Source organism: Caldimonas sp. KR1-144 (genome assembly GCF_049446155.1).
Lineage (GTDB): Bacteria > Pseudomonadota > Gammaproteobacteria > Burkholderiales > Burkholderiaceae_C > Rivibacter.
Window position 1 is genome coordinate 240,431 of sequence record NZ_JBMSEE010000007.1, and the last position, 22,835, is coordinate 263,265.

Sequence of the window (22,835 nt, forward strand, 5' to 3'; positions counted from 1 at the left end):
GTTTCATTGGCTCCCTCTCCCGCGTGCGGGAGAGGGAGCCAAGAGCCTACGGCGCGGGGCGCGCCGGAACCTTCAGCCCGCGCTGCACCGCCGGCCGCTCGAGGAAAGCCTTCAGCGCGCGGTCGACGTGCGCAAACTCGTGGAAGTCGACCAGCTCGCCGGCCTCGTAGAAGCCGATCAGGTTGTTGACCCATGGAAAGGTCGCGATGTCGGCGATCGTGAACTCGTCGCCCATGATCCATGCGCGCTCGGCCAGGCGCTGGTCGAGCACCGCGAGCAGGCGCTTCGATTCGCCGGTGTAGCGGTCGCGCGGACGCTTGTCCTCGTACTCGCGGCCGGCGAACTTGTGGAAGAAGCCGACCTGGCCGAACATCGGCCCGATGCTGGCCATCTGGAACATCAGCCACTGCAGCGTCTCGTAGCGCGCGGCGGGGTCGGCGGGCATCAGCTGGCCGGACTTCTCAGCCAGGTAGAACAGGATCGCGCCCGACTCGAACAGGGGCAGCGGGCGACCGCCCGGGCCGTTGGGGTCGATGATCGCGGGGATCTTGTTGTTCGGGTTCAGCGACAGGAACTCGGGCGAGAACTGGTCGTTGGCGTCGAAGCGCACCAAGTGCGGCTCGTAGGGCAGGCCGGTCTCCTCGAGCATGATCGACACCTTCACGCCGTTGGGCGTGGGCAGCGAGTAGAGCTGGATGCGCTCAGGATGCAGGGCGGGCCACTTGCGGGTGATCGGGAACTGCGACAGGTCGGCCATGACGCTCCGGAATCTGGGCTGATGCGATCGGCCGATTGTCCCGGCGCACGCGGGGCCGGCCCGGCGCGCGGCGGCGATGGCCGCAGGCGGAGTGGGGCCGCCCGGCGCGTGGCGCGCGCCGGTTCAGAGCTGCTTGTAGAAGAAGGTCGTGCCGCACAAGGCGCCGTCGGGCATCAGCGCGTAGTTCGGCACGGCGCCGGCGCGCTGCCAGCCGCTGCGCGCGTAGAGCCGCTCGGCGTCGCCGCCGGTCACGGTGTCGAGCACCAGCACGCTCTTGCCCTGGTCGCGCGCCGCGTCGTCGAGCGCTTGCAACAGGCGCTGCGCGATGCCCTGGCGGCGCGCGCGGCGCAGCACCAGCATCTTGGCCACGTCGGCGCGGTGCGGCTGGTTGTCGGGCAGTGCGGTGATCAGCTGCACGGTGCCGACGATGCGCCCGTCGCCGTCCTCGGCGACAAGCAGCACGCGTTCGCCGCGCGCCACGCCGTCGGCGACCCCGCGCCAGAACGCGAGCGCCTTGTCGCGCGCCAGCGGCCACATGAAGCTCACCGACGCGCCGCCTTCGACGCAGTCGATCAGCAGGTCGGCGAGGGGCTCGATGCAGGCGTGCGCCTCGTCGGCGCCGACGCGGCGTACGGTCGTGGTGGGGCTCATGGTTTCGGTCTGCGGGGGGCCATCTGCAGCGGCGAGGTGACGAGCGCGACCGCATAGCGCGCCGGCCGCGTGGTGGGGTTGTGGTAGCTGATCGGGCCGTCCAGCCGCATCGCGAGGCAATCACCGGCCTCGAGGCGCCATTGCCCCTGGCCCACCGCGAGCTCCATCGTGCCCTCGATCATCCAGACCAGCTGGTGCGTCTCGGCCGCGCGCGTGGCGTCGTCATAGGCGACGCGCTGGCCGGGCGGAAACACGACGTCGACCAGCTGGATCGGCGAAGCGCCGGCCGGCGCGACGTTGCGGCGCATGTAACCGGACGCCGGGTCGGTCCAGACCGGCTGATCGGCCAGCCGGGCGATCGGCGCCGGTTCGACCGCCGGTGTCTCGTCTTCGAACAGCGAGGCCAGCGTCACGCCCAGACCGCCGGCCAGCTTGTCGAGCACGGTGGCGGTCGGGCTGCTCTCGCCGCGCTCGATCAGCGAGATGTTGGAGCGGCTCACACCGCTGCGATCGGCGAGCGCCTCGAGCGAGAGGGCGCGGGCGTCGCGCAGCGCGCGCACCCGTCGGCCGAGCCGGGTGGTGATATCCATGCATCCAGTTTAATGGATGTTTATCCATAAAAGTGGATGCGCGCATCTGCGAGCCGTTCATCGACCGCATTCGACCGTCAGAACGACCGTTCGTCCTAACTCCATTGCTTGATGGATTGAAGTTTGTGAACGACCGCACAGAATGTAACGCTTAGTAAGCGTGGGGCAGCCCATTCAGCGCCGCTCCCACTGCTTGCGCCGGCCGAACGCCGGCCCACGTTTCCCGACACGGCTCGCCCCTGGGCGAGAGGTACGGCCCGACCGGCCGCGGTCTTGATGTTGACGAGGACGCTATGGCTGTCGAAGAAGTGAACAAGCCGCGCGCATGGCGTGCGACGGCGCGGGGCGTGCGGCACGGCCTGCTGCTGGCCATGGGTCTGTGCGGCGCGCTGCCCGCGCTGGCGGCCTCGCCGACGGTGGACATCAGCGTCGTGCCCGTCCCGGCGACGGTCAGCTACAGCCGCCCGAGCGCGACGCCGCCGCTGGTCACCCGCGCAGCCTACGAGGTGCGCATCGTCAACCAGAGCACCAACACCATCAACGACGTGCGCTTCCTGGCCACCTCGCAAGTGATCGGCGCGACGGCGAGCGCGCCGTTCGCCGAGGCCATCGGCGCGAGCTGCCAGGCGACCGATGCCGCCAAGCTCAGCGTCTCCTGCAGCCTCGGCCAGCTGCGAGGCGGCGGCGGCGCGGACGCGACCACGAGCTTCGTGCTGGTCTTCAACGCGCCGCCGGCCGGCAGCAGCATCTCGCTGGCCTGGACCGCGGCCTACGGCGAGGGCCTGGGCGACAGCACCGGCGCCAGCCACGTCGACACGCAGACCGGCAGTGCCGCCACACTGCTCGGCACGCCCACCGCGACCGACGTGCGCAGCTACATCCCGACGGCCGGCGCGAAGATCTTCACCGGCCTGAACGGCATCGCGACCCCGGGCGACCCGTGGACCACGACCGTCGTCGTGCCGGCCTTCGCGAAGGCCGAGGTGGTCGAGGATCTGGACGCCAATTCCTGCGCGCCGGACCTGCTGATCTGCGTGCGCTCGACGCTCACGATCCCCGGCAGCTTCAACTATCTGCTGGTCACGCTGCGCCGCGACGTCTCGACGCTCAAGCCGGGCGCCAAGATCGCCAACGCGGTGCTGCGCTACCAGCCCGGCAGCGTGATCAACGGCGAGTTCGTGCCCTCGGGCACGCCGGTGGACATCGTCGCGTGCGACCTGCTGCCCGGGCGCGTGCCGAACGCCACCACGCGTCGCTGCGTCGACTACCGGCTCGAGTACACGAAGAAGAACTCGCCATCGGCCGACTACCTCGGCGACTGGGAGTTCGGCCTCAAGGCGCTGGAGAACGGCCGCGTCTCGTGGTGATCGCCTGAACGCGGCGCGCGCCGCTCACGCGGCGCGCAGCGCCTGGACGCGCGCGCTCGAGACCGTGTCGCCCTTGGCGACGTAGATCGCCAGCGCCTCGTCGAGCAGCGCGCACGCCTCGTCGGCGCGATGCGCGTGCTGCAGCACCGTCGCCAGTTCGGCGAGCGACTCGGCCAGCAGCACCGGCACGTCGGTGCTGCGCGCGAGTTCCACCGCCGCGCGGCCCAGCGCCTCGGCCTGCTGCGCATCGCCTGCACGAGCGAGGATGGGCGCACGCGTCGAGCGCCACAGCACCTGCGCATCGACGTCGTCATCGGCCGCGTTGGACTCGGCCATGCGCGTGAGCGCCAGCGCCTCGTCGTCGCGGCCCGGCTGCTCACGCACCGCGCGCGCGAGCAGCGAGGCCATGGTCGAGAGGTAGAAGGTCTCGCCCATCGACTCCAGCACGGCGTAGTCGGGCCGCAGCTCGCGCTCGGCGGCGGCCGGCTCGCCGGCCAGCAGCTCGATCACCGCGAGGTCGAGCGACGACGACGCGACGTGCACGCCCTGGCCGAGGTCCTGCAGCTGCGCGCGGGCGCGCGCATAGTGGGCGCGCGCGGCGTCGAACTGGCCTTGCATGGCCAGCAGCTGCGCGAGCTTGCACAGGATCAGGCCCTCGACCTGCCGATCGCCCAGGCCGTCGGCCAGCACGCGCTCGCAGCGCGCCACCGCCTGCGCCACCGGCGTGGGGCCGTAGAGCAGGCTGAACACGAGGCCCAGCGCGCTGCGCGCGATCAGGCGCTCGTCGCCGGCCGAGCGCGCATGCGACATCACGCGGTCGATCGCTTCGCCGGCCTTGCCGAAGCGCCCGGCGATCTGGTGCACCAGCGCGACCAGCCGCCAGGCCTTGGCGAGTTCGCCGTGCGCGTCGAGCGCTTCGAGGCGCGGGATCAGCTCGCCGGTCAGCGTGAGCGTCGCGTCGCCCCAGTTGCCCGGCTCGCCGCTGTGCAGCCGCAGCTGCAGGCGCGCGAGCTGCGCGGCGGCGTTCACGCGCGGCAGGGTCTGCGCGTCGGCCGACTGCAGCGCCTCGTCGACCAGTGCGCGCGCCGCGTCGAATCGCCCGAGCTCGAGCAGCACTTCGGCCAGCTCGGGCAGCAGCGCGAGGCGCTGCGCGTCGCTGGCCGGCACCAGCATCAGCGCGCGGCCGTAGAGGTTGGCCGCGGCATGGCGGTCGCCGCGCGCAAACGAGCGCCGCGCAGCCGACGCGAGCCGGCGCGCGCCGTCGCGGCCGATCGCGACGCCTTGTTCGTCGAGCGGGCCCAGCTCGCTGAGATAGCGATGGGCCTGCTCGAGGTGGTAGCCGAGGATCTCCTCGAACTCCAGCGTGCGCCCGCGCTGCGCGTTGACCTGGTCGGCCCAGCGCACGAAGTCGTGGTGCAGCGTCGCGCGCGCGCGCTTGAGCAGGCCGCCGTAGACCGTGTCGCGCACCAGGTGGTGGTGGAAGCGGAAGATCGCCTCGCCGTCGACCGAGGGCGTGCGCGTGACGAAGCGCTTGCGGCTGAGCGTGTTCAGGTGCGTCTCGACCGCGCCCGACATCGCGCTCGGCGCGAGCGACATCACGGCCGGCGCGCTGAACTCCAGCCCGACCACCGAGGCCGGGTCGATGGTCGCGCGCTCCTCGCGAGCGAGCCGGCCCAGGCGCGCTTCGAGCAGCGCCTTGATGGTGGGCGGCACCGCGATGCCCGAGCCGTCGGCGACGTGCACCCAGCGCCCGTCTTCCTGGCGCAGCGTGCCGCTGTCGATCAGCATCGACAGGATCTGCTCCAGGTACAGCGGATTGCCTTCGGCCGCCTCGACGATGCGCACGACCACGTCGTCGGGCAGGCCGGTCGCACCGAGCAGGTTGTGCGCGACGCTGGCGGCCGCGTCGTCGCTGAGCGGGCGCAATACCAGCTGCAGCGCGCCGTCGCGCTCGGGCCACTGCGGACGCTCTTCGATCAGGTCGTGGCGCGCGGTGGTCAGCAGCAGGATGGGCGCGTCCTGCGCGGTGTCGAGCACGTGGACGATGAGATCCAGAAATGCCGGTTCGGCCCAGTGGATGTCGTCGATCACCGCGACCAGCGTGCCGCCGGCCGCGAACGACTCCAGGAACTTGCGCGCGCCCCAGTAGATCTCGTGCAGCGGAAACACCGCCGCGCTCAGGCCCGCGACCGCCGCGATGCGGTCGGCCACCGCATCGTCGGCCAGCGTCGCGCGCAGCTTGGCATGCGCGGCCGCGGGCGCGTCGTCGAAGCGGATGTCGGCCGCCGCGCTGGCCATCTCGCGCAGCGGCCAGAAGGTGATGCCGTCGCCGTAGGGCAGGCAGCGACCGCGCAGCACGCGGGCATCCGAGCCGGCGCGCGCGAGCACCTCGTAGGCCAGGCGCGACTTGCCGATGCCGGCATCGCCGACCAGCGTGACCAGGCGCGCGCCGCGCGTGCGCCGCGCCTCGGCCAGCGCCTCGTCGATCGCGGCCAGCTCGCGGTCGCGCCCGACCAGCGGCGCGTCGTGGCGGCGCTGGTAGCCGTCCAGGCCCTCGACGCTGACCAGCCGCCAGGCCGGCTGGGGTTCCGACTTGCCCTTGAGCGTGAGCGGCTCGACCGGTTCGGCCTCGACCGCGTCGCGCACCAGCTTCCAGGTCTCGTCGCCGATCAGGATCTGGTTCTCGGGCGCGGCCTGTTCCAGCCGCGCCGCGAGATTGACCGCGTCGCCGGTGGCGAGCTTCTGGTCGGCGCGCGGATCGTCGTTGGCCACCACCTCGCCGGTGTTGACGCCGGTGCGGTTGGCCAGCACGACGCCGTAGCGCGCGCCCAGCGCCTCGTTGACGCGATGCAAGGCGGCCTGCATGCCCGCGGCCGCGCGCACCGCGCGCAGCGCGTCGTCCTCGTGGACCACCGGCAGGCCGAACACGGCCATGATCGCGTCGCCGATGTACTTCTCGATCTTGCCGCCGTGGCGCGTGATCTCGGCGGCCATCGCGCTGAAGTAGCGCTCCTTGACCTCGTGCAGCGCCTCGGGATCGAGCTGCTCGCCCAAGGCGGTCGAGCCCTTGAGGTCGCAGAACAGCAGCGTCACCGTCTTGCGCACCTCGCGCACGGGCAGGGCCGGCGCGGCGGCCGCGAGCGGCTCGCCGCAGTAGCCGCACAGCCGGAACTTGGGCGGGTTCTCCTCGTGGCACTTGGGGCACAGGATCATGGCGTTCGCATCACTCGGTGTGCGTGTGGGCCGCTTGCAGCTCGTCGGACAGCGCGCGCACGCGCTGCGCCAGCTGGAGGTTCAGGTTGAGCAACAGCCGGGCCAGCAGGGCCGGATGATCGCGCTCCAGGCGGTCCAGCGCTGCGCGGGAAAGCGCCAGCAGCAGCGCGTCGTGGCCGGCGACCGCGTCGGCCGAGCGCGGCTGGCGCTGCAGCACGGCCATCTCGCCGAACACCACGCCCGGCGCGAAGGCCACCAGCCGCCGCGCGCGATGGCCCTGCGACGCCGGCAGCCAGATCTCGACATCGCCGCGCACCGCGACGTAGAGCGCGTCGCCGGCTTCGCCGCGCCGGAAGATCGTCGTGCCGGCCGCGACCTCGCGCTCGACGAGCAGCGAGCCGAGCAAGGCGGTCTCCTGCGCGTCGAGCCCGGCGGCGAGCTGGGTCTCCGACAGCGACAGCGTGTGGCCGCGCTCGGGCGCGGCCGCCAGGCGCGACAGCAGGTGGTCCTCGGCGCGCTCGAGCGCGAGGTCGACATCGGGCAGGAAGTCGGCCGCGCTCCACAGGCCCCGCGTGTCCATCTCGCGCAGCAGCCGGCCCCAGCGGCCGCCGGCATCGAGCGAGGCGAACATCAGCCGGCCGCCGCGCGCATGCAGCGCGTCGGCCGCGTGCGCCAGGCCGCGCGCGCCGCTCACGTCGAGCTCGCGGACGTGGCGGAAGTCGACCACGATCAGCTCGGCCTCGCGCGCCGTGCGCTCGACCGCGTCGGCCACCACGTCGGCGGTGCCGAAGAACAGCGCGCCGTCGAGCTCGATCACCGCGATGCGGCGGCCATGCGCTGCGAGCAGGCGGCTCGCGGCGCCGCCGCGCACCTTGAGTGAGCGGCGGCGGTCGCCGAAGCCGGTCGCGCGCACCGGCGAGCGGCTTTGCGTGCGCACGAAGGCCACCAGCGCGAGCAGCACGCCGACCGCGATGCCGTGCGCGAGCGTGAACAGCACCGAGGCCATTGCCACCGCCGCCATCACGGCGAAATCGGCCGCGAGGCCGGGCGGCGGGCGCTGCGCGTGGCGCAGCGCGCGCAGCAGCGTGAGCGTCGCGCGGCGCGCCCAGGCGTCGACCAGGCCCCAGGCGCTGGCCAGGAACAGCCCGGCGATGACCGCCAGCGGCAGGTGCTGCAGCGTGCCGGCGCCGACCGTGACCGCGAGCGCGAGCGTCACGGTGAAGGCGATGCGCGAGTACGGTCCGCGGGCGCCGGCGTCCATGCTGAGCTTGGTGCGCGACAGCGCCCCGGCCACCGGCAGGCCTCCGCCGATGCCGGCGACGAGATTGGCCATGCCCTGGATCGCAAGGCCGCGCTCGCGGTCGCCGCGCTGGCGCAGCAGGCCGTCGACCACCGAGCTGCCCATCAGCGACTGCAGGCTGCTGACCAGCGCGACGGCCAGCGCGAATTGCAGCAGCAGCGGCAGCAGCTCGCGCACGAGGCCGGCATGCGACTGCCACTGCCGCAGCGATTCGACCGGCGTGGTCGCCCAGGCCTGGGCTGGCAGCAGCCCGAGGACGGGGCCGAGCGCGCTGCCGAATCCGGCGGCCTGCAGGCCGTGGTGCAGCAGCGTGCCGGCCGCCAGCGCCGTCAGGAAGCGCGGCACGCGCCGCGTCCACGAAGGCGGGCGCAGCGCCACCGCCAGCGTCAGCAGCGTGACCACGACGGCGAGCGGCCGCGCCTGCGGCAGCGCCTGCGCCAGCTTGGCCTGGCCCGGCGCCAGGCCAAGCGCCACCGGCGCGATCGCCACCGCCATCAGCAGCGCGACGGCCCAGGTGAAGCCGGCACTGACGGGGTAGGGCACGTAGCGCACGACGCGGCCGACGCGCAGCAGCCACGACAGCGCTTGCATCACGCCGGCCAGGATCACGCCGAGCGAGGCGAGCGCGAACAGCAGCGGCGTGTCGGGGCTGCCGTCGGCGCGCACGAGTTCGGGACGCGCGAGCAGCGCAACGAGCAGCGGCGGCATCAGCAGCGCCAGCGGCGCGCTCGAGCCGCTCAGCAAGGGGCCGCGCGCGCCGGCCAGCGTCATCGCGGCATTGGCCAGCACCGCGGTCAGGATGCCGCAGGCAAAGGCCAGCGGCGTGAAGACCGTGCCCAGCGGCGCCAGCGCGATCAACCCGTAGCTGCCCTCGATGGCCAGCATCACGATGGCGGCGATCGCGCCGCCGGCAATGTCTTGCCGCATGCCGTGCGCAGCCGTGACCTGGGTGCCGGAGGCGGGTTCGCGATCGCGCATGGCAAACGACACTTCAACTCCCCGAACCTCGGTTCAGAACAGCACCGTCACCCTCAGGCTGTCGTCGGTCTTCTCCACGCTGACGTTCGTGCCGCCGGCGCGCGCCAGCTTCACCATGCTGGTGTTGGTGGGGAGGATTTCGGCGACGAAGCCGCGCACGCCGCGCGACTGTGCGTGGGCCATCATGCGCCTTTGCAGTGCGCCGCCCAGGCCCTGGCCCTGCCAGCGCGGGCTGATCATGAAGGCGGTCTCGGCGAGGTTGGTCGACGCGTCGATGAAGTAGCAGGCGTGCGCGACGATCTCCGGCTGCTCGCGCGTGCCGGCCACGGCGACGAAGGCGACCTCGGTCTCGAAGTTCACGTTGCACAGGCGCTGCACGTCGCGGTTCGACAGGCCGCGCAGGTTGCGGAAGAAGCGCGTGAAGACATCGAGCTGCGACAGGCTGTGGAACAGCGCGCGGATGCCTTCGGCGTCGCTGGCGATCGCGGGACGCACGAGCAGGCTGCGGCCGTCCTTGAGCGCGACGGTGAGCTCGTCTTCGACCGGGTAGGCGCGCAGATTGGACAGGGTCTGGTCCGCCGGCAGCAGGCCCATGGACTGCGCCTGCGAGAACAGCTCGGCGCGGAAATCCGGATGCGCCACGCCGATCAGCGCGACCGCGCGCTCGCGGATCGACTTGCCGAAGAGATAGGCGATGCCGTACTCGGTAATGACGTAGTGAACGTCGGTGCGCGCGATCGTGACGCTCTCGCCCTCGCGCAGTGCGGCGCGGATGCGCGAGTGACCGGCGTCGTCCGTCGAGGCCAGGCAAAGGATGGCCTTGCCGCCTTCGGAGCGCGAGGCGCCGCGCAGGAACTCGCCCTGCGCCGCGATGCCGCCGTAGAACTCGCCGCCTTCCTGGTCGACGCAGGCCTGGCCGCTGAGGTCGATCGCGAAGGCCTGTGTCACCGAGACCATGCGGTGCTGCGCCGCGATCACCGCCGGCTGGGCCACCGCCTCGATCGGCTGGAAGGAGAACAGCGGGTTGCGGTCGATGAGGTCGTAGAGCCTGCGGCTGCCCATCGCGAAGCTGCAGACGATCTTGCCGCGCTGCTGCGACTTGCGCCGCCCGGTGAGGATGCCCTTCTCGAGCAGCGGCACGATGGCGTCGGTGATGACGTCGGAGTGGATGCCGAGGTCCTTGCGGTCGTCGAGGTACTTCAGCGCCTCGTTCGAGAAGCGGCCCAGGCCGATCTGCAGCGTCGAGCCGTCGTCGATCACGCTGCCGATGTAGCGCGCGATCTGCTCGACCACCTGCTCGGCATGCACGCGGTGCCGGTACTCGATGACCGGCGTGTCGACCGGCACCAGGTGGTGGATCTGGCTCAGGTGCAGGGTCGAGTCGCCCATCGTGCGCGGCATGTGCGGGTTGACCTCGGCGATCACCAGCTTCGCGCGGGCCACGACGGCCGGCAGCACGTCGACCGAGACGCCCAGGCTCACGTAGCCGAACTCGTCGGGCGGCGAGACCTGGATCAGCGCCGCATCGACCGGGATGCGGCCGATCGCGATCAGCTGCGGCAGCCGCGCCAGCGACAGCGGCACGTACTCGGCCAGGCCCTGCCGCACCGCGGCGCGGATGTCCGCGCCGACGAAGAACGCGCGGTGGCGGTACTGCGTGGTCGCCGTGCCGTCCATGTCGTGCGGCACCGCGTGGTCGGTCAGGAAGTGCAGCAGCTCGACGTCGGCGATCGGCACGGGCAGCGCCTCGAGCGCGGTGACCAGCGTGCGCGGCGTCGCGCAGGCGGTGCCGACGAAGACGTGGCTGCCCGGCGCGATCTGCGAGACCGCGTTGGCGGCCGAGGCCAGCTTGTCGGCGTGCTCGCCCAGGCGTGCGGCGAGTTCGGCGCGCGGGTCGGGCTGGTCATGGCCGTTGCCGCGCAGGCGCTCGCGCAGGCTGGCGGCGAGGCGGCTCCACAGGCCGTGCGCCGCGTCCGAGGGGTGAGGGTCGGTTGCGGCGCTCATCGTTCCTGCTCCTTCAGGCCGCGCGCGCCCGGAAGCGCTCCAGCTGCTCCGGCGCCAGCGCATCCAGCACCTGCACCGCATGCGCATGGCCCTGCGCGACGATGGTGTCGAAGCGGTCCCACTGCAGCATGCCCACGCGCTCGAGCGGCGGGTTGAAGTAGAGGTCCGTCAGCTTGCGAGCGGCGCGCTGGCGCGACGAGCTGTACAGGATGGTCACGTTCATCAGGTAGGCCATCAGCGACGGGAACTTGTAGCGCCGCTTGGGCCGCGGGCGCAGGCGGTCGCGCAGCAGCGTCCACACGCCGGGCGGCTCGGCGTGTTCGATGCGCCTGGGCTTGCGGAACTCGAGGTCGACGCCGATCACCGAGCCGACGCCGGGTTCGTCGAGCATCGCGTCGACCGGGAAGTTGTTGAAGGTGCCGCCGTCGCACAGCAGGTCGCCGTCGTGGATCACCGGCGGCAAGGCACCCGGGATCGACAGGCTCGCGCGCACCGCCTTGGCGAGGTTGCCGCGGCGGATGCGGTGCTCGCTGGCCTGCGAGTAGTTGCTGGCGACGCAGTAGTAGTTCTTCCAGAGGTCTTCGACGTCGGCGTCGAAACCCAGCAGCTCGCGCACCGCGGTCTCGAGCAGGCGCCGCATGCGCCGGCCCTTGATCAGCGAGAGCATCGGCAGGACGTTGAAGTCGCCGGTCGGGTTGTCGGAGAAGGCGCGCTTGGCGAGTGCATGCACCTCCTCGTGCGGCCGGTCGCAGGCCACCAGCAGCCCCATCACCGCGCCGATGCTCGTGCCGCCGACATAGTCGACCTCGATGCCGCGCGCGGCCAGCTCGCGGCAGATGCCCAGGTGCGCGAAGCCGCGCGCGCCGCCACCGGCCAGCACCAGGCCGACCGCGTTGTGCGTGAGGATGCGCGCCAGGCGCGCCAGGTCGCGTTCCAGTGCCGGGCGCAGGTGCACGTGCGTCGCCACGGGCCGGCGCTCCAGCCAGCGGCGCGTGCCGCGCGGGCAGCGCCGGTCCTCGGGATGCAGCAGCACCAGGGTCTCCGCGGCCTCGTGGCGGCTGCTGCGCGCCATCAGGCAGCGGCGCTCGGTTTCGTGCAGTTCGGGCGGCTGGTCGGCGTCGGCCAGCAGCAGGATCTCGTCGCAGCGGTGGCTGCAGCGGTCGGTCCAGGCGTCGGGGGCGCCGTTGCCGAGCAGCAGCACGTACTCGTGCTGCGCCTCGATCTGGTCGAGCCGCAGCGCGGTCAGGCGGTTGACCTCGGCCACGTCGTGCGGTGCCTCGCCCAGCAGGCCGGCCTCGCGCAGCTCGGCCAGCATCGAGCGCTCGTCGACCACGCGCACGCGGCCGTAACCCGCCAGGTGCACGGCCAGCCGGTCGGCGAAGCCGCGCAGGTCGATGCCGGCGGTGATCGGCAGCAGCGCCAGCGTGACCGGGCGCGCGAGCCGCGAGCGGCTTTGCGTCGACTGCAGGCGCTGGATCAGCTGGCGCGTCAGCGTGATCGACAGCTGCGCGCTGCTGGCCAAAAGCGGCCCGAACTCGGCGCGGTCGAGCCGCACCAGCACCGAGTCGCGGATCGCGACCACGGTGGCCGAGCGCGGCTCGTCGGTGTAGAGGCTCATCTCGCCGATGACCTGGCCGCGCGCCATCTCGCGCACCATGTGCTCGATGCCGTCGTCGTCGCGCACGTAGGCGCGCAGCCGGCCGCTGACCACCAGGTACATCGAGTCGCCGCGCTCGCCCTGGCTCATCAGCGTCTCGCCGGCGCCGATCTCGACCCATTGCAGCCGCTCGCGCAGCAGGGCCATGGCCTCGGGCTCCAGGTTCCCAAGAAAGGTGCGCAGGTGCCGGTCGAGCAACTCTTCCTGGTAGGACTGGCGCATGAGAAGGACAGCAGTTCCTGGACGACGAGACGGCGCGCGACGGCGGCCGAACTGGTCGAGTATGGATGCCGGTCCCTGCCGCGACAACTGGCGCTTGCCAGCGAACAACGCGCCGTCGCGGGCGCTCTCCCCCCGCGGACGGAGGGGCGCGGGGGGCGCCCGTTTGCCGCAGCACGAAACTTGCAAGCTGGTGCGCATGCCATCTGCGCCATCCACCGAACTCGCGGGCTCGCCGGTCGAGGCCTACCTGCAGCAGCTGCACGCCGAGTTCAAGTCGCTCGATGGCGGCCAGCTCGCGAGCTACATCCCGGAGCTGCTGAAGGCGGACCCCGGCTGGTTCGGCATCGCGATCGCCACCGTCGACGGCCATGTCTACGAGGTCGGCGACGTTGCGCAGGCCTTCACGATCCAGTCGGTCTCGAAGCCCCTGGTCTACGGCATGGCGCTCGAGGACCGCGGCCTCGCGCGCGTGCTGGAGGCGATCGCGGTGGAGCCCAGCGGCGACGCTTTCAACTCGATCAGCCTCGAGCCCGGCAGCGGCCGACCGCTCAACCCGATGATCAATGCCGGCGCGATCGCCGCCTCGTCGCTGATCGCTGGCGCCGACGCGAGCGCGCGGCTCGCGCGTGTGGTCGACGCGTTGTCGGCCTACGCCGGGCGGCCGCTCGCGATCGACGAGGCGGTGGCCGAGTCCGAGCGCAGCACCGGCCACCGCAACCGCGCGATCGGCCACATGCTGCGCAACTACGGGATCATCGACGCCGATCCCGAGCCCTCGCTGGATCTGTACTTCAAGCAGTGCTCGGTGCTCGTGACCTGCCGCGACCTCGCGCTGGTGGCGGCCACGCTGGCCAACGGCGGCGTCAACCCGCTGACGCAGCAGCGCGCGGTGCGCAGCGAGTTCGTCAGCCCCATCCTCAGCGTGATGACGACCTGCGGCATGTACGACTTCGCCGGCACCTGGGCCTATCGCGTCGGCATGCCGGCCAAGAGCGGCGTCGGCGGCGGCATCATCGCCGTGTTGCCCGGCCAGCTCGGCATCGGCGTGTTCTCGCCGCCGCTGGACGCGCGCGGCAACAGCGTGCGCGGTGTGCGCGTGTGCGAGCGCCTGTCCGAAGACCTGGGCCTGCATTTCCTGCAGCCGCCGCGGCCCTCGGTGTCGACGGTGCGCGCGCGCTACACGCTGGCGGCGGTGCGCTCCAAGCGCCGCCGCGCGCCCGAGGAGAACGCGGTGCTCGAGCGCCACGGCCACGCGGTCGCGGTCTACGAGCTGCAGGGCGACCTGCGCTTCCCGACCATCGAGCAGGTGCTGCGCGACGTGGTGGCCGCCGGCGACGAGCGGCGCTTCACGCTGCTCGACTTCGAGCGCGTGAGCCATGTCGACCATGCCGCCGCGCGCCTGCTCGCGAGCCTGGCGCACTACTGCGCGACGCGCGACCAGCACCTCGTGCTCACGCGCGTGCGCCGCGGCAAGCTGCTCTGCGGGCTGGAGGCCGAACTCGACCCGCGCGACGCGCACTGGATCAGCTTCCAGCCCCAGCTCGAACTCGGCCTCGAATGGTGCGAGCGCCGCGTGCTCGAACGCCACGGCAGCCTGCGGGTGATCGGCACCGTCGACCTGGCCGGCCACCGCCTGTGCGTCGGCGCGAACGACGACGAGCTGGCCTGGCTTGCGGCCAACACCGAACGCCGCGACGACGAACCCGGGGCGCTGATCGTGCGTCGCGGCGATGCGTCGGACGCGGTCTTCCTGCTGATGCGCGGCGACGCCAGCGTCGTGGTCGAGCTGCCCAACGGCGGCCACAAGCGCCTGGCCACGCTGTCGGCCGGCATGAGCTTCGGCGAATCGGCGCTGCTGGCCGGCGGCGTGCGCTCAGCCGACGTGCGTGCCGACACCATGGTCGAGTGCCGCGTGCTGCGCCGCGATCGTTTCGAGGCGCTGCAGGCCGAGCATCCGGCGCTGGCGATCCGGCTGCTGCGCAACCTGCTTCAAAGCAGCGCCGAGACCACGGTGCGGCTGACCGCCGAGGTCAGCGCGCTGGGCGGCTGAGCTTCAGGGCAGGGCGCGCAGCGCCGACACCAGGCCGGGAAGGACGCGTTCGCGCAACTCGGGTGGCCCGCCTTCCTGCGCCGCGATGTACAGCGGCATCAGGAAGCCCTTCACATCGTGCACACGCGCCAGCGATGCAAGCGAGGCCGGCTCGCCCGGCGGCACGGCCGCTTTCGTCAACTGCGTGAACCACTGCCGCCATTCCTCGGTGGAATGCAGCCCGCGGCGGGCGACGAACAGCACCGGCCGCGCCAGCCGCTCGCTCTCGCCGTGCACGTAGGCGTGGCCGGCCGGCATGACCTGGCTCGCCACCGCGGCGAGGATGCGGTCGAGCTGCTCGCGCGTGAGCGCCGGGTTCAGCGCGAACTGCATCAGCGCGTCGGAGGCGTGCGCGACGCTGTGGCGCCAGCCGATGCCGGGCTCGAAGCCCCGGTAGTCGGTGACCGCGCGCAGCTGCTCGGCCACGCGCGTGAGCGTGGCGTCGCGTTCGGCGCTCGTCCACACGCCGCGCAGGCGGTCGTCGCGCACGACCTCGGCCAGCGCCAGCATCGCGAACGGCCGCGCGACGCCGTCGGGGTCGGGCGCCGAGAGCATGTCTTGCAGGCGCACGCCGAGCTCGCGCGAGGTTGCGCTCGTCAAGGCGCCGGTGCGCAGCCAGGTCTGCAGCGCCTCGAAGGCGAGCTGATCGCGCAGCTGCGGATCGGGGCTGGCCAGGCAGGGCAGAAGATCAAAGGCGAGGCGCGTGCGCCGCTCGGCATCGGCGAGCTGCCACTGGGACGCCTTCAGCGCTTCGAGCTGCGCACGGGGCCATTCGGATGGCGGACAGGCGTGCGCGGCGATCGACACGGCGACCAGCAGCCCTGCGGCGGCGAGGCGGCGCATCGCGTCAGCCCCGCAGCGGCAGCGCCGCGCCGATCGCGACGAACACGCCGCCGCAGGCCTGGTTGAAGCGCCGGCCGACGCGCGCGAGCCAGGGGCTGATGCGCTGGGCCAGGCTGGCGATCAGCAGCTCGGTGGCGATCTCGACGACGGCGAAGCTGCCGGCCATTACCGCGAACTGCAGCGCCAGGTCGCGCGACGGATCGACGAACTGCGGCAAGAAGGCGGCGAAGAACAGCAGCGCCTTGGGGTTGGTGACCGCCGAGAGCAGCCCCTGCCGGAACAGCGACGCGCCGCCGCGCGGCGCCGCGGCGGCGGCCTTCGGCCCGAGGCCGATCGGTGGCGAGCGCCAGACCTGAATGCCCAGCCAGACCAGATAGGCACCGCCGATCCACTTCATCACCGTGAGCCAGGTCAGCGAGGCCTGCAGCAGTGCGCCGATGCCGAACATCGACAGCGCGATCAACGTGACGAAGCCCAGCGCGCCCCCGGCGATCGTGAAGAGCGCCTTGCGCCGGCCGTGCAGCGCGCCGTGGGTGAGCGCGAGCAGGCCGTTCGGGCCGGGCGACAGCGACAGGCCGATCGAGGCGAGGAGGTAGACGAGCCAGGTATGGAGATCCATGCCCGGCGATGCTGTCGGGCCTTGCGCGGCGGGTCAAGCGGCCAGTCGATGGCGCACGGCCGCGATGGCGCGCCGATAGACCTCGTGCCACGCGGCATCGGGTTCGGCATGCAGCGGATGCCAGAAGAACTCGAACACGAGGCCGCCGCCGTCGAGCGTGCGGTGGGACCAGCGATCGGCCAACGGGTCGGACACTTCGCAGCGCTGGAACGACCACACCTGACCGTCAAAGCCGCTGGCCCACGGGCCCAAGTCGCGCGAGACATGCGTGGCGACGAGGCCGGACTCCTCGCACAGCTCGCGCAAGGCAGCGTGGGCGGGACTTTCGCCGGGCTCGATGCTGCCCTTGACGAGCTGCAACCCTGCGAGCGGGTGGCGAAAGGCGAGGAGCTCGGTGTGCGCGCTCGCGTTGCGCAGCACGATGGGGCAGGCTTTGCCGGGCGTCATCGATCGCCGAGGGGCGTGCCTTGGTGGAACACCAGCTGCCAGCCCGACGGGCCGAGCTGCCAGATCGACGATCTGAGCGTCTCGCGTTCGATGCCGCCGTCGGGACGGCGCCGGACCGACCGGTAGGTCAGCAAGGCGACATCGGCCCCGAGCTTCCTCACCGCATATCCGGACGACTCGATGCTGCCGGCGCCCGTGTCCTCGCACGCCATGCGCGAAAGGATCTGCGCACGGTCGTAGCACGTGCCGGAGCGGCCGAACTCGGTGAAGTCCGAATGGATCAGGTCGCCCACACGCTGCGGTGAACGCCGCACGGCGGGCGATTGCAGTGCGAGCTCCAGTGCGATCAGCTGGCGCGCGAGTGCGTCGGAAGCGGACAGGTTCATCAGCAGATCAAGCTCACCGAGGTCTCGGCATTCTCGGCCCGGCCGGGCCCCGCCCGAACCCGCTTACGAAATGGTGGCAATGGCCGCGGCCTTGCCGACCCGCGCCGTGCTCAACAGGGCCGCCAGCCGCGCGGCATCGAGCCCTTGCCGCCGATCCCCGGCGCAGACCGCGCCGCGAAAGCCGGCCACGTCCGGCGCCAGCGCGGCGATGCGTGGCCAGTCGGCCAGGCGCAGCGAGCCGGCCAGGCCGGCCCTGGCGCCGGTGCGGTGCGCGCGGGCGATGAAGCGCGCGAGCGTCGCGTCGTCGTGCCGCTCGAGCAGCGAGCGCGACTTGTCGGACGTGTCCAGCATCCACGCGGGGAAGCGGTGCCGCGCCGCGTGGTCGAGCAGCCCGTTCGCGACGCCGCCGTCGGCGATGAAGACCGGCACGACGGGCGTGGGCTGCGAGGCCAGCAGGTCCAGCAGCGCCGTCGCCTGCGCCGGCGAGCCGGTCGACGCGTCGACACCCACCTTGACCCAGTCGACGCCGCAGGCCGCCGTGGCGGCGATGCGCCGGGGCAGGGCGGCCATCGCGGCCGCATCGTCGAGCCGCAGGTCGCCGACGGTGGCGCTGATGCGCGCTGGCGAGCCGGCGCGCTTCACGGCGCGCACGACGGCATGGATGCGCGCGATCGGCAGCGCACCGAGTGCACCGTCGTTCGGCTCCTTGAGATCGATCAGCGCGACCCCGGCCGCGGCTGCGGCCAGCGCTTCGGTTTCGTCGCGCACGCTGACGAGCACGCGGATGTTCGCCAGGCCGCTCATGAGGATCCCTTCGCAGCGGCGGCCTCGCGCTGCTGGCGCACCGCGGCCATCAACCAGCCCCAGGCCTCGCGCTCCGCGTCGCCGGCGGTCTTGTCGATCGCGATGCGCAGGTACTCGACCTCGCCGTCGACCTTCTCGCGCGGCAGCATGTGCAGCCGGCTGACCAGCACCGCGCCCTCGATCACCGCGGCCTGCGCGCGGTTGAAGCCGGCGAAGGGCGCATGGGTCTCGTCGCGCACGCGCGCGAAGCGCAGCGTCGGCCGCTCGGCGTGGTCGTCGTCGTGCACCAGTTCCAGCTCGCTGTGGGCCAGCGCGTTGGCGAGCCTCATGCCGGGCACCGCGGACGTCGGGACCAGCGGCCATTCGCGCGGGCCCAGCCAGCGCGCGCAGACCGCGCCGGCGAACACGCGCACGTCGGTGGTCAGGTTGAGCACCGCGTGGCCGCTGGCGCGGATGTTGTCGAGCGTCGCGCTGGGCTTGAACGGCATCAGCACGACCTCGCGGCCGCGGTAGCGCACGCCGAACGGCGCGACGTGGGCGCGGCCTTCGCGATCGACCGTGGTCACCACGGTTTCGTAGATCATCTCGTTCATGCGGCGTTCTTCTTGTTGTGCGTGAGGGTGGTGCCCGGCGCGCATTGCTCGTTCGCATCGTCGGGCGCGCGCTCGACGGCCGCGCCCCAGTCGAGCGGCTGGTCCTGCGCGTAGCGCTTGCCGAGCTGCCACGCGACTTCGGCGCGCGCCAGCTCCACGCCCATGTAGAAGGCGTGCGCCGCGTCGTCCTCGAGCCCGAGCTGCGGCCACAGCGCGAACGGGTCGCGCTCGATGCGCATGCCGTCGCGGTTGTAGACATGCAGGCCCGCCGGCGAGATCTGGACGCGGAAGTTCGGGTCGCGCACCTGCGCCGCGGTGGCCGCGATCTCTTCGGGCGTGTCGGGAAAGGGCTGCTTGGCGTGCACCGTCATCAGCGCGTCGCTCAGGCCCTTGGGCAGGCTGTGCGTGCTGGCGGCCGCGTGCATGATGCGCCGCGCCCAGTCGGCCTCGCGCACGGCGCGGCGCGCGTGCTGGCTGACCTGCGTGGTGAGGATGGCCGCGGCATCGAGCTCGGCGCAGATGCCCAGCATCAACGCGTTGATGCCGCTGGTGTCGGCCTCGGTCAGCTCGGTGATGTTGCCCACGCCGACCAGGATCTCGACCTCGGGCTCGCGCTCGCGCAGCCGGTGGTAGCGCGCGAGCGAGGCGAGAAAGCCGAACGGCAGCGGGTCGAGGATGGGGTCGGCCATGAAGGGCCGGCCCTTGGCGCGCATCGCGGCAATGGCCGCATCGAGCGAGGCTTCGTCTTGCGGCGTGCGCGGGATCAGCACCGGCGTCGAGGCCACCTCGTCGGCCAGCCACAGCGTGTCGACCGTGAGGCTGAGCAGGTAGTCGGCGCCGGCTTGGCCGCCGCGGCGCAGTTCGTCGACATCGAGCGAGTCGACGCTGACCGTGAAGCCTTCGGCCTTGAGCGCGCGCACCGCGTCTTCCAGATGCGCAAAGGGCGTGGCCGGCAGGCCGCCGAGGTCGATCACGTCGGCGCCGTCGGCCTTCAAGGCGCGGGCGCGCTCGACGGTGGCGGCCACGTCGAGCCGCGGCGCGTCGACGATCTCGGCGAAGATCCTCGTGCGCCAGCGGCTCAGGTCCACCGGCTGCGCCTCGCGGCTGAAGAAGCGCGGCAGGTCCTTGAGCTCCTCGGGGCCGCGCTGAACCGGGATGCCGTAGTGGGCCGTGAGCGCATCGACGTCGCCGCGCGCGCGGCCGGGCAGGATGATGCGGTCGGCCTGCACCGGCGCGGCGACGCGGCGCTTGACCATGTCGGTCGTCATCAGCGCGGCGACCTGCAGCCCGATCTCGCGCACCTCCCAGCTGAAGGCCGGCGGCTCGATGCCCGCGAGCACGCGCCTGAGCGCGGGCTCGGCCAATCGGCCGGTCAGGAAGAGGATGTGTTCCATGCGAGCTTCAACGCCGCAAGTCTCGCGCCCAGAGCGGCGACCAGCTCGTCGGGCGTGGTCACGACCTGGCAGAAGTCGATCGCGCGCAATCGCTCGACGTTGTCGAGCTCGAGCCGGCGCGGGCGCAGCGTGAGCCACTCCTCGTGCGAGGTCTGCGGCGCGCGCGTCACGACCACCGGCTCGGTGTCGCACGCGAACACGATGCCCGGGATGCCCAGCTTGCCGGCCTGCGCGAACATGTTGGTCGGCAGCGTGTCGCTGAAGCCGTAGGCGCACTTGGCGACCGTGTTGCTGGTGGCCGGCGCGACCACCACCGTGTGGTAGATGTCGTCGTAGAGCGAGCCCACCGGCACCGAGCTGGCGCTGTTGTCGCGAAAGACGCGAAAGCGCTCGCGCAGCTGCTCGATCCGATGGCCATACAACGGCAGCACCTCGTTGGCCGCGGCCGACAGGAACAGGTCCACGTCGGGCAGGCGCCGCGCGATCTCGAGCGATTCGTCGAGATAGTGGCCGGAACCGGTGACGCACCAGGCGAAGCGCGAGCGGCGCTTGGCAGCGATGGCGGGAACGTCGTCATCCTGCGCCGCGTCGTGCGCGGCGGTCGCGCGGGTGCTGTCCGCACGCTCGCCCCGCTGGCGGGGAGAGGGTGGGGATGAGGGGTGCGTCGCGGCGTCGCGCGTTGCCCTCACCCCAGCCCTCTCCCGCATGCGGGAGAGGGAGCCGGCTTCACCGGCGCCCGGGCGGGAGAGGGAGCCGCTATCGCTGGTGCGAGAGCGGGATGTGGAGCTTGTGGAGCTTGCGGTAGAGGGTGTTTCGGCTGACATGGAGCGCCTTGGCGACGTTGCTCACGTTCCAGCGTTGATCTTGCAGCAGGCGCAGCAGCACTTCGCGTTCATTGGCTTGGATGAGGTTGAGCCCGGCGGTCGCGGCCGCGGTCTCGTCGGGCGCCTCGTCGTTGGCGGCTTCGGGCTCGGCGGCCATCACCGTCGGCGCGGGCAGCGCCATCGGCGTGCCCGCGACGGCGCCGTCGGGGCTCAGCGCCGGCAGGTGGGCGACGTCGATGCGGTCGCCGTCGGCCAGCGCCACCGCGGTGCGCAGCACATGGCGCAGCTGGCGCACGTTGCCGGGCCAGGCGTGCTGCATCAGGCGCGCCAGCGCGGCCGGCGACAGCGTCGCCTGCGCGCCCGCCTCGGCCGCGAGCAGGCCGAGGATCAGCTCGCGCTTGTCGCTGCGCTCGCGCAGCGAGGGCAGCGCGACGGTGTAGCCGCACAGGCGGTAGTAGAGGTCTTCGCGAAAGCGCCCGGCCTGCACCAACGCGCCCAGATCGCGGTGGCTGGCGCTGACGAGCTGGAACTGCACCGAGACCACGTCCTCGCTGCCCAGCGGCGTGACCTGGCGCTCGTCGAGCACGCGCAGCAGTCGCGCCTGCAGCTCGAGCGGCATGTCGCCGATCTCGTCGAGGAACAGCGTGCCGCGGTCGGCCTGCAGGATCTTGCCGCGCCGGCCGGTGCGCTGCGCGCCGGTGAAGGCGCCGGCGCGGTAGCCGAACAGCTCGCTCTCGATCAGGCTCTCGGGCAGGCTCGCGCAGTTGACCGCGACGAAGGCGCCGGCGGCGTTCGGACTCTTGGCGTGCAGCGCGCGCGCGAAGACCTCCTTGCCCGCGCCGGTTTCGCCGTGCAGCAGCACCGGGATCTCGCGTGCGATCGCGCGCGTGGCGCGCAGGAACTGCTCGGCCAGGCGCGGATCGCCGAAGCCCACGTTCTCGCGCGCGGCCACCGCCGGCGGCGAGCTGATCGCGGCGTCGACCGCGTCGACCGTCGCGCCGCGCGAACGCTGGGCGGCGGGCGAGGGCCGCAGGTTGCGCTCGCTCGCCGCGTCGGCGGCCGGACGGCGCGCCACCGCGAAGAAGCGGTTCGCCGCATTGGCCGCGCGATACGTCACCACCGGGTGGTAGGCGCTGCGGCTGCTGCGATCGAGCAGGTTCTCGAGCGAGGTCTGGAAGATGTCCTCGACGCGCTTCAGGCGCAGCTCCTCGACGCTGCGAAAGCCCAGCTGCATCAGCGCGCTGCGATTGCCCGCGAGGATGTGGCCGTCGGCCGCGACGGCGAGCTTGCCCTCGTGCAGCGTGTAGACGAACTCCGGGCGCGAGTGGAAGTGCACCGGGTGGGCATCGCGGTAGCGCAGGTCGAGCAGGCGGTTCTCGATCATCTGCGCGGTCATGCCCAGCAGCACCAGCAGGTGCTGCTGCTGCAGGCCCGAGCGGCTGGTGACGTCGAGCACCGCGCACATGCGCCCGCTGGCGTCGTGCACCGGCACGGCCGAGCAGGTCAGCGAGGTGAACTGGGTGAAGAAGTGGTCCTCGCGCCGCACCGCGACCGGGCCGGCCGCCGCGAGGCAGGTGCCCATGCCGTTGGTGCCGGCCTCGGCCTCGCTCCACACCGCGCCGACGTGAAAGCCCAGCGGCGCCACTTCCTCGGCGAATTCGGGCGACGAGACCATGTGCATGATCACGCCGTCGGTGTCGGTCAGCACCACGGCCGACTCGGGATCGGCGAGCTGCTGGTACAGCGTCGTCATCTCGTAGCGCGCGCAGTCGATCAGGTCGGCCAGGCGCAGGCAGCGTTCGTCGAGCGCGGCCTTGCCGATCACCGGCGGCTTGCGCGGGCGGTCGGGATGCAGGTGGTGTTCCTGCAGGCAGCGCTGCCAGGAGCGGGCGACGAGGTCGCTCGTCTCGGCCGCGGTTCCGACAGCATTTCCATGCTCGACGACTTCCAGCACGCGGTGCGCGTGGCGGTGGTCGGTGGGCGTCAACGTCAGGCTCATGTCTCCTCCGCGGTGGGCGGATGCGGCCACGTCAGCCCCGGCAGGACTGCGAGCCGTCTGGGATGCGCATTCTCGCGCTCTGTTCGATCACGCGCAGG

18 protein-coding genes are annotated in these 22,835 nt (G+C 72.2%); 2 read left to right on the forward strand and 16 right to left on the reverse strand.

The window, feature by feature from the left end; all coding sequences use genetic code 11:
- Positions 1-46 precede the first annotated feature (46 nt).
- The 3 genes from ACO2TI_RS17405 to ACO2TI_RS17415 all read right to left on the reverse strand — a co-directional run bounded on the left by ACO2TI_RS17405 (position 47) and on the right by ACO2TI_RS17415 (position 1,998).
- Positions 47-757, reverse strand: coding sequence for a glutathione S-transferase N-terminal domain-containing protein (locus ACO2TI_RS17405; protein ID WP_423286272.1), 711 nt, complete (start codon positions 755-757; stop codon positions 47-49).
- A 123-nt stretch (positions 758-880) separates the two neighbouring features.
- A complete protein-coding gene (locus tag ACO2TI_RS17410) occupies positions 881-1,408 on the reverse strand; it encodes a GNAT family N-acetyltransferase (RefSeq protein ID WP_423286275.1) in 528 nt (175 codons plus the stop codon).
- The gene (locus tag ACO2TI_RS17415; protein ID WP_423286277.1) at positions 1,405-1,998 is read right to left on the reverse strand and encodes a helix-turn-helix domain-containing protein; all 594 of its coding nucleotides are present in this window, start codon (positions 1,996-1,998) and stop codon (positions 1,405-1,407) included. Before ACO2TI_RS17415 ends, ACO2TI_RS17410 begins: the two co-directional genes overlap by 4 nt.
- 293 nt (positions 1,999-2,291) lie before the next feature.
- On the opposite strand from ACO2TI_RS17415, the gene ACO2TI_RS17420 reads away from it, so the two are divergent.
- A complete protein-coding gene (locus ACO2TI_RS17420) occupies positions 2,292-3,365 on the forward strand; it encodes a hypothetical protein (RefSeq protein WP_423286280.1) in 1,074 nt (357 codons plus the stop codon).
- Between the two features lie 24 nt (positions 3,366-3,389).
- Here the strand turns inward: ACO2TI_RS17420 and ACO2TI_RS17425 are convergent, their stop codons facing one another.
- Genes ACO2TI_RS17425 through ACO2TI_RS17440 form a run of 4 tightly spaced genes read right to left on the reverse strand, consistent with a single transcriptional unit; the run spans position 3,390 to position 12,739 of the window.
- Positions 3,390-6,578, reverse strand: a complete 3,189-nt coding sequence (locus ACO2TI_RS17425) for an AAA family ATPase (RefSeq protein WP_423286283.1) — start codon at positions 6,576-6,578, stop codon at positions 3,390-3,392.
- Between the two features lie 10 nt (positions 6,579-6,588).
- Positions 6,589-8,856 (reverse strand): SulP family inorganic anion transporter, encoded by a 2,268-nt coding sequence (locus tag ACO2TI_RS17430; protein WP_423286286.1) that lies wholly within the window; start codon positions 8,854-8,856, stop codon positions 6,589-6,591.
- Between the two features lie 33 nt (positions 8,857-8,889).
- A complete protein-coding gene (locus ACO2TI_RS17435; protein WP_423286288.1) occupies positions 8,890-10,860 on the reverse strand; it encodes a GNAT family N-acetyltransferase in 1,971 nt (656 codons plus the stop codon).
- A gap of 13 nt (positions 10,861-10,873) precedes the next feature.
- Positions 10,874-12,739, reverse strand: coding sequence for a patatin-like phospholipase family protein (locus ACO2TI_RS17440; protein WP_423286292.1), 1,866 nt, complete (start codon positions 12,737-12,739; stop codon positions 10,874-10,876).
- Between the two features lie 196 nt (positions 12,740-12,935).
- On the opposite strand from ACO2TI_RS17440, the gene glsA reads away from it, so the two are divergent.
- Positions 12,936-14,789, forward strand: coding sequence for a glutaminase A (gene glsA, locus ACO2TI_RS17445; protein ID WP_423286294.1), 1,854 nt, complete (start codon positions 12,936-12,938; stop codon positions 14,787-14,789).
- Between the two features lie 3 nt (positions 14,790-14,792).
- Here the strand turns inward: glsA and ACO2TI_RS17450 are convergent, their stop codons facing one another.
- From ACO2TI_RS17450 to ACO2TI_RS17490, 9 genes are all read right to left on the reverse strand, one after another.
- The gene (locus ACO2TI_RS17450) at positions 14,793-15,671 is read right to left on the reverse strand and encodes a DUF2785 domain-containing protein (RefSeq protein ID WP_423286296.1); all 879 of its coding nucleotides are present in this window, start codon (positions 15,669-15,671) and stop codon (positions 14,793-14,795) included.
- Between the two features lie 4 nt (positions 15,672-15,675).
- On the reverse strand, positions 15,676-16,290 hold the full coding sequence (locus tag ACO2TI_RS17455; RefSeq protein WP_423286298.1) for a LysE family translocator: 615 nt from the start codon (positions 16,288-16,290) through the stop codon (positions 15,676-15,678).
- Between the two features lie 33 nt (positions 16,291-16,323).
- Complete coding sequence (locus tag ACO2TI_RS17460) at positions 16,324-16,737, reverse strand: NUDIX hydrolase (protein WP_423286301.1); 414 nt, start codon at positions 16,735-16,737, stop codon at positions 16,324-16,326.
- The gene (locus tag ACO2TI_RS17465; RefSeq protein WP_423286303.1) at positions 16,734-17,123 is read right to left on the reverse strand and encodes a DUF4440 domain-containing protein; all 390 of its coding nucleotides are present in this window, start codon (positions 17,121-17,123) and stop codon (positions 16,734-16,736) included. Before ACO2TI_RS17465 ends, ACO2TI_RS17460 begins: the two co-directional genes overlap by 4 nt.
- A 63-nt stretch (positions 17,124-17,186) precedes the next feature.
- On the reverse strand, positions 17,187-17,927 hold the full coding sequence (locus ACO2TI_RS17470) for a (5-formylfuran-3-yl)methyl phosphate synthase (RefSeq protein WP_423286305.1): 741 nt from the start codon (positions 17,925-17,927) through the stop codon (positions 17,187-17,189).
- Positions 17,924-18,511 (reverse strand): DUF447 domain-containing protein, encoded by a 588-nt coding sequence (locus ACO2TI_RS17475; RefSeq protein WP_423286400.1) that lies wholly within the window; start codon positions 18,509-18,511, stop codon positions 17,924-17,926. Before ACO2TI_RS17475 ends, ACO2TI_RS17470 begins: the two co-directional genes overlap by 4 nt.
- A 5-nt stretch (positions 18,512-18,516) precedes the next feature.
- A complete protein-coding gene (locus ACO2TI_RS17480) occupies positions 18,517-19,914 on the reverse strand; it encodes a DUF6513 domain-containing protein (RefSeq protein WP_423286307.1) in 1,398 nt (465 codons plus the stop codon).
- Positions 19,893-20,474, reverse strand: coding sequence for a flavoprotein (locus tag ACO2TI_RS17485; protein ID WP_423286403.1), 582 nt, complete (start codon positions 20,472-20,474; stop codon positions 19,893-19,895). Before ACO2TI_RS17485 ends, ACO2TI_RS17480 begins: the two co-directional genes overlap by 22 nt.
- A gap of 196 nt (positions 20,475-20,670) precedes the next feature.
- Positions 20,671-22,737: a sigma-54-dependent Fis family transcriptional regulator gene (locus tag ACO2TI_RS17490; protein WP_423286309.1), complete on the reverse strand. Its 2,067-nt coding sequence runs from the start codon at positions 22,735-22,737 to the stop codon at positions 20,671-20,673.
- Positions 22,738-22,835: the final 98 nt, after the last annotated feature.

What these genes read in the sequence shown, in the direction of transcription:
- ACO2TI_RS17470 (WP_423286305.1), bottom strand. Translation starts at nt 17,927, where the DNA reads ATGAGCGGCCTGGCGAACATCCGCGTGCTCGTCAGCGTGCGCGACGAA.
- ACO2TI_RS17480 (WP_423286307.1), bottom strand. Translation starts at nt 19,914, where the DNA reads ATGGAACACATCCTCTTCCTGACCGGCCGATTGGCCGAGCCCGCGCTC.
- ACO2TI_RS17450 (WP_423286296.1), bottom strand. Translation starts at nt 15,671, where the DNA reads ATGCGCCGCCTCGCCGCCGCAGGGCTGCTGGTCGCCGTGTCGATCGCC.
- ACO2TI_RS17430 (WP_423286286.1), bottom strand. Translation starts at nt 8,856, where the DNA reads ATGCGCGATCGCGAACCCGCCTCCGGCACCCAGGTCACGGCTGCGCAC.
- glsA (WP_423286294.1), top strand. Translation starts at nt 12,936, where the DNA reads ATGCCATCTGCGCCATCCACCGAACTCGCGGGCTCGCCGGTCGAGGCC.
- ACO2TI_RS17405 (WP_423286272.1), bottom strand. Translation starts at nt 757, where the DNA reads ATGGCCGACCTGTCGCAGTTCCCGATCACCCGCAAGTGGCCCGCCCTG.
- ACO2TI_RS17435 (WP_423286288.1), bottom strand. Translation starts at nt 10,860, where the DNA reads ATGAGCGCCGCAACCGACCCTCACCCCTCGGACGCGGCGCACGGCCTG.
- ACO2TI_RS17440 (WP_423286292.1), bottom strand. Translation starts at nt 12,739, where the DNA reads ATGCGCCAGTCCTACCAGGAAGAGTTGCTCGACCGGCACCTGCGCACC.
- ACO2TI_RS17465 (WP_423286303.1), bottom strand. Translation starts at nt 17,123, where the DNA reads ATGAACCTGTCCGCTTCCGACGCACTCGCGCGCCAGCTGATCGCACTG.
- ACO2TI_RS17460 (WP_423286301.1), bottom strand. Translation starts at nt 16,737, where the DNA reads ATGACGCCCGGCAAAGCCTGCCCCATCGTGCTGCGCAACGCGAGCGCG.
- ACO2TI_RS17455 (WP_423286298.1), bottom strand. Translation starts at nt 16,290, where the DNA reads ATGGATCTCCATACCTGGCTCGTCTACCTCCTCGCCTCGATCGGCCTG.
- ACO2TI_RS17420 (WP_423286280.1), top strand. Translation starts at nt 2,292, where the DNA reads ATGGCTGTCGAAGAAGTGAACAAGCCGCGCGCATGGCGTGCGACGGCG.
- ACO2TI_RS17410 (WP_423286275.1), bottom strand. Translation starts at nt 1,408, where the DNA reads ATGAGCCCCACCACGACCGTACGCCGCGTCGGCGCCGACGAGGCGCAC.
- ACO2TI_RS17475 (WP_423286400.1), bottom strand. Translation starts at nt 18,511, where the DNA reads ATGATCTACGAAACCGTGGTGACCACGGTCGATCGCGAAGGCCGCGCC.
- ACO2TI_RS17490 (WP_423286309.1), bottom strand. Translation starts at nt 22,737, where the DNA reads ATGAGCCTGACGTTGACGCCCACCGACCACCGCCACGCGCACCGCGTG.
- ACO2TI_RS17425 (WP_423286283.1), bottom strand. Translation starts at nt 6,578, where the DNA reads ATGATCCTGTGCCCCAAGTGCCACGAGGAGAACCCGCCCAAGTTCCGG.
- ACO2TI_RS17415 (WP_423286277.1), bottom strand. Translation starts at nt 1,998, where the DNA reads ATGGATATCACCACCCGGCTCGGCCGACGGGTGCGCGCGCTGCGCGAC.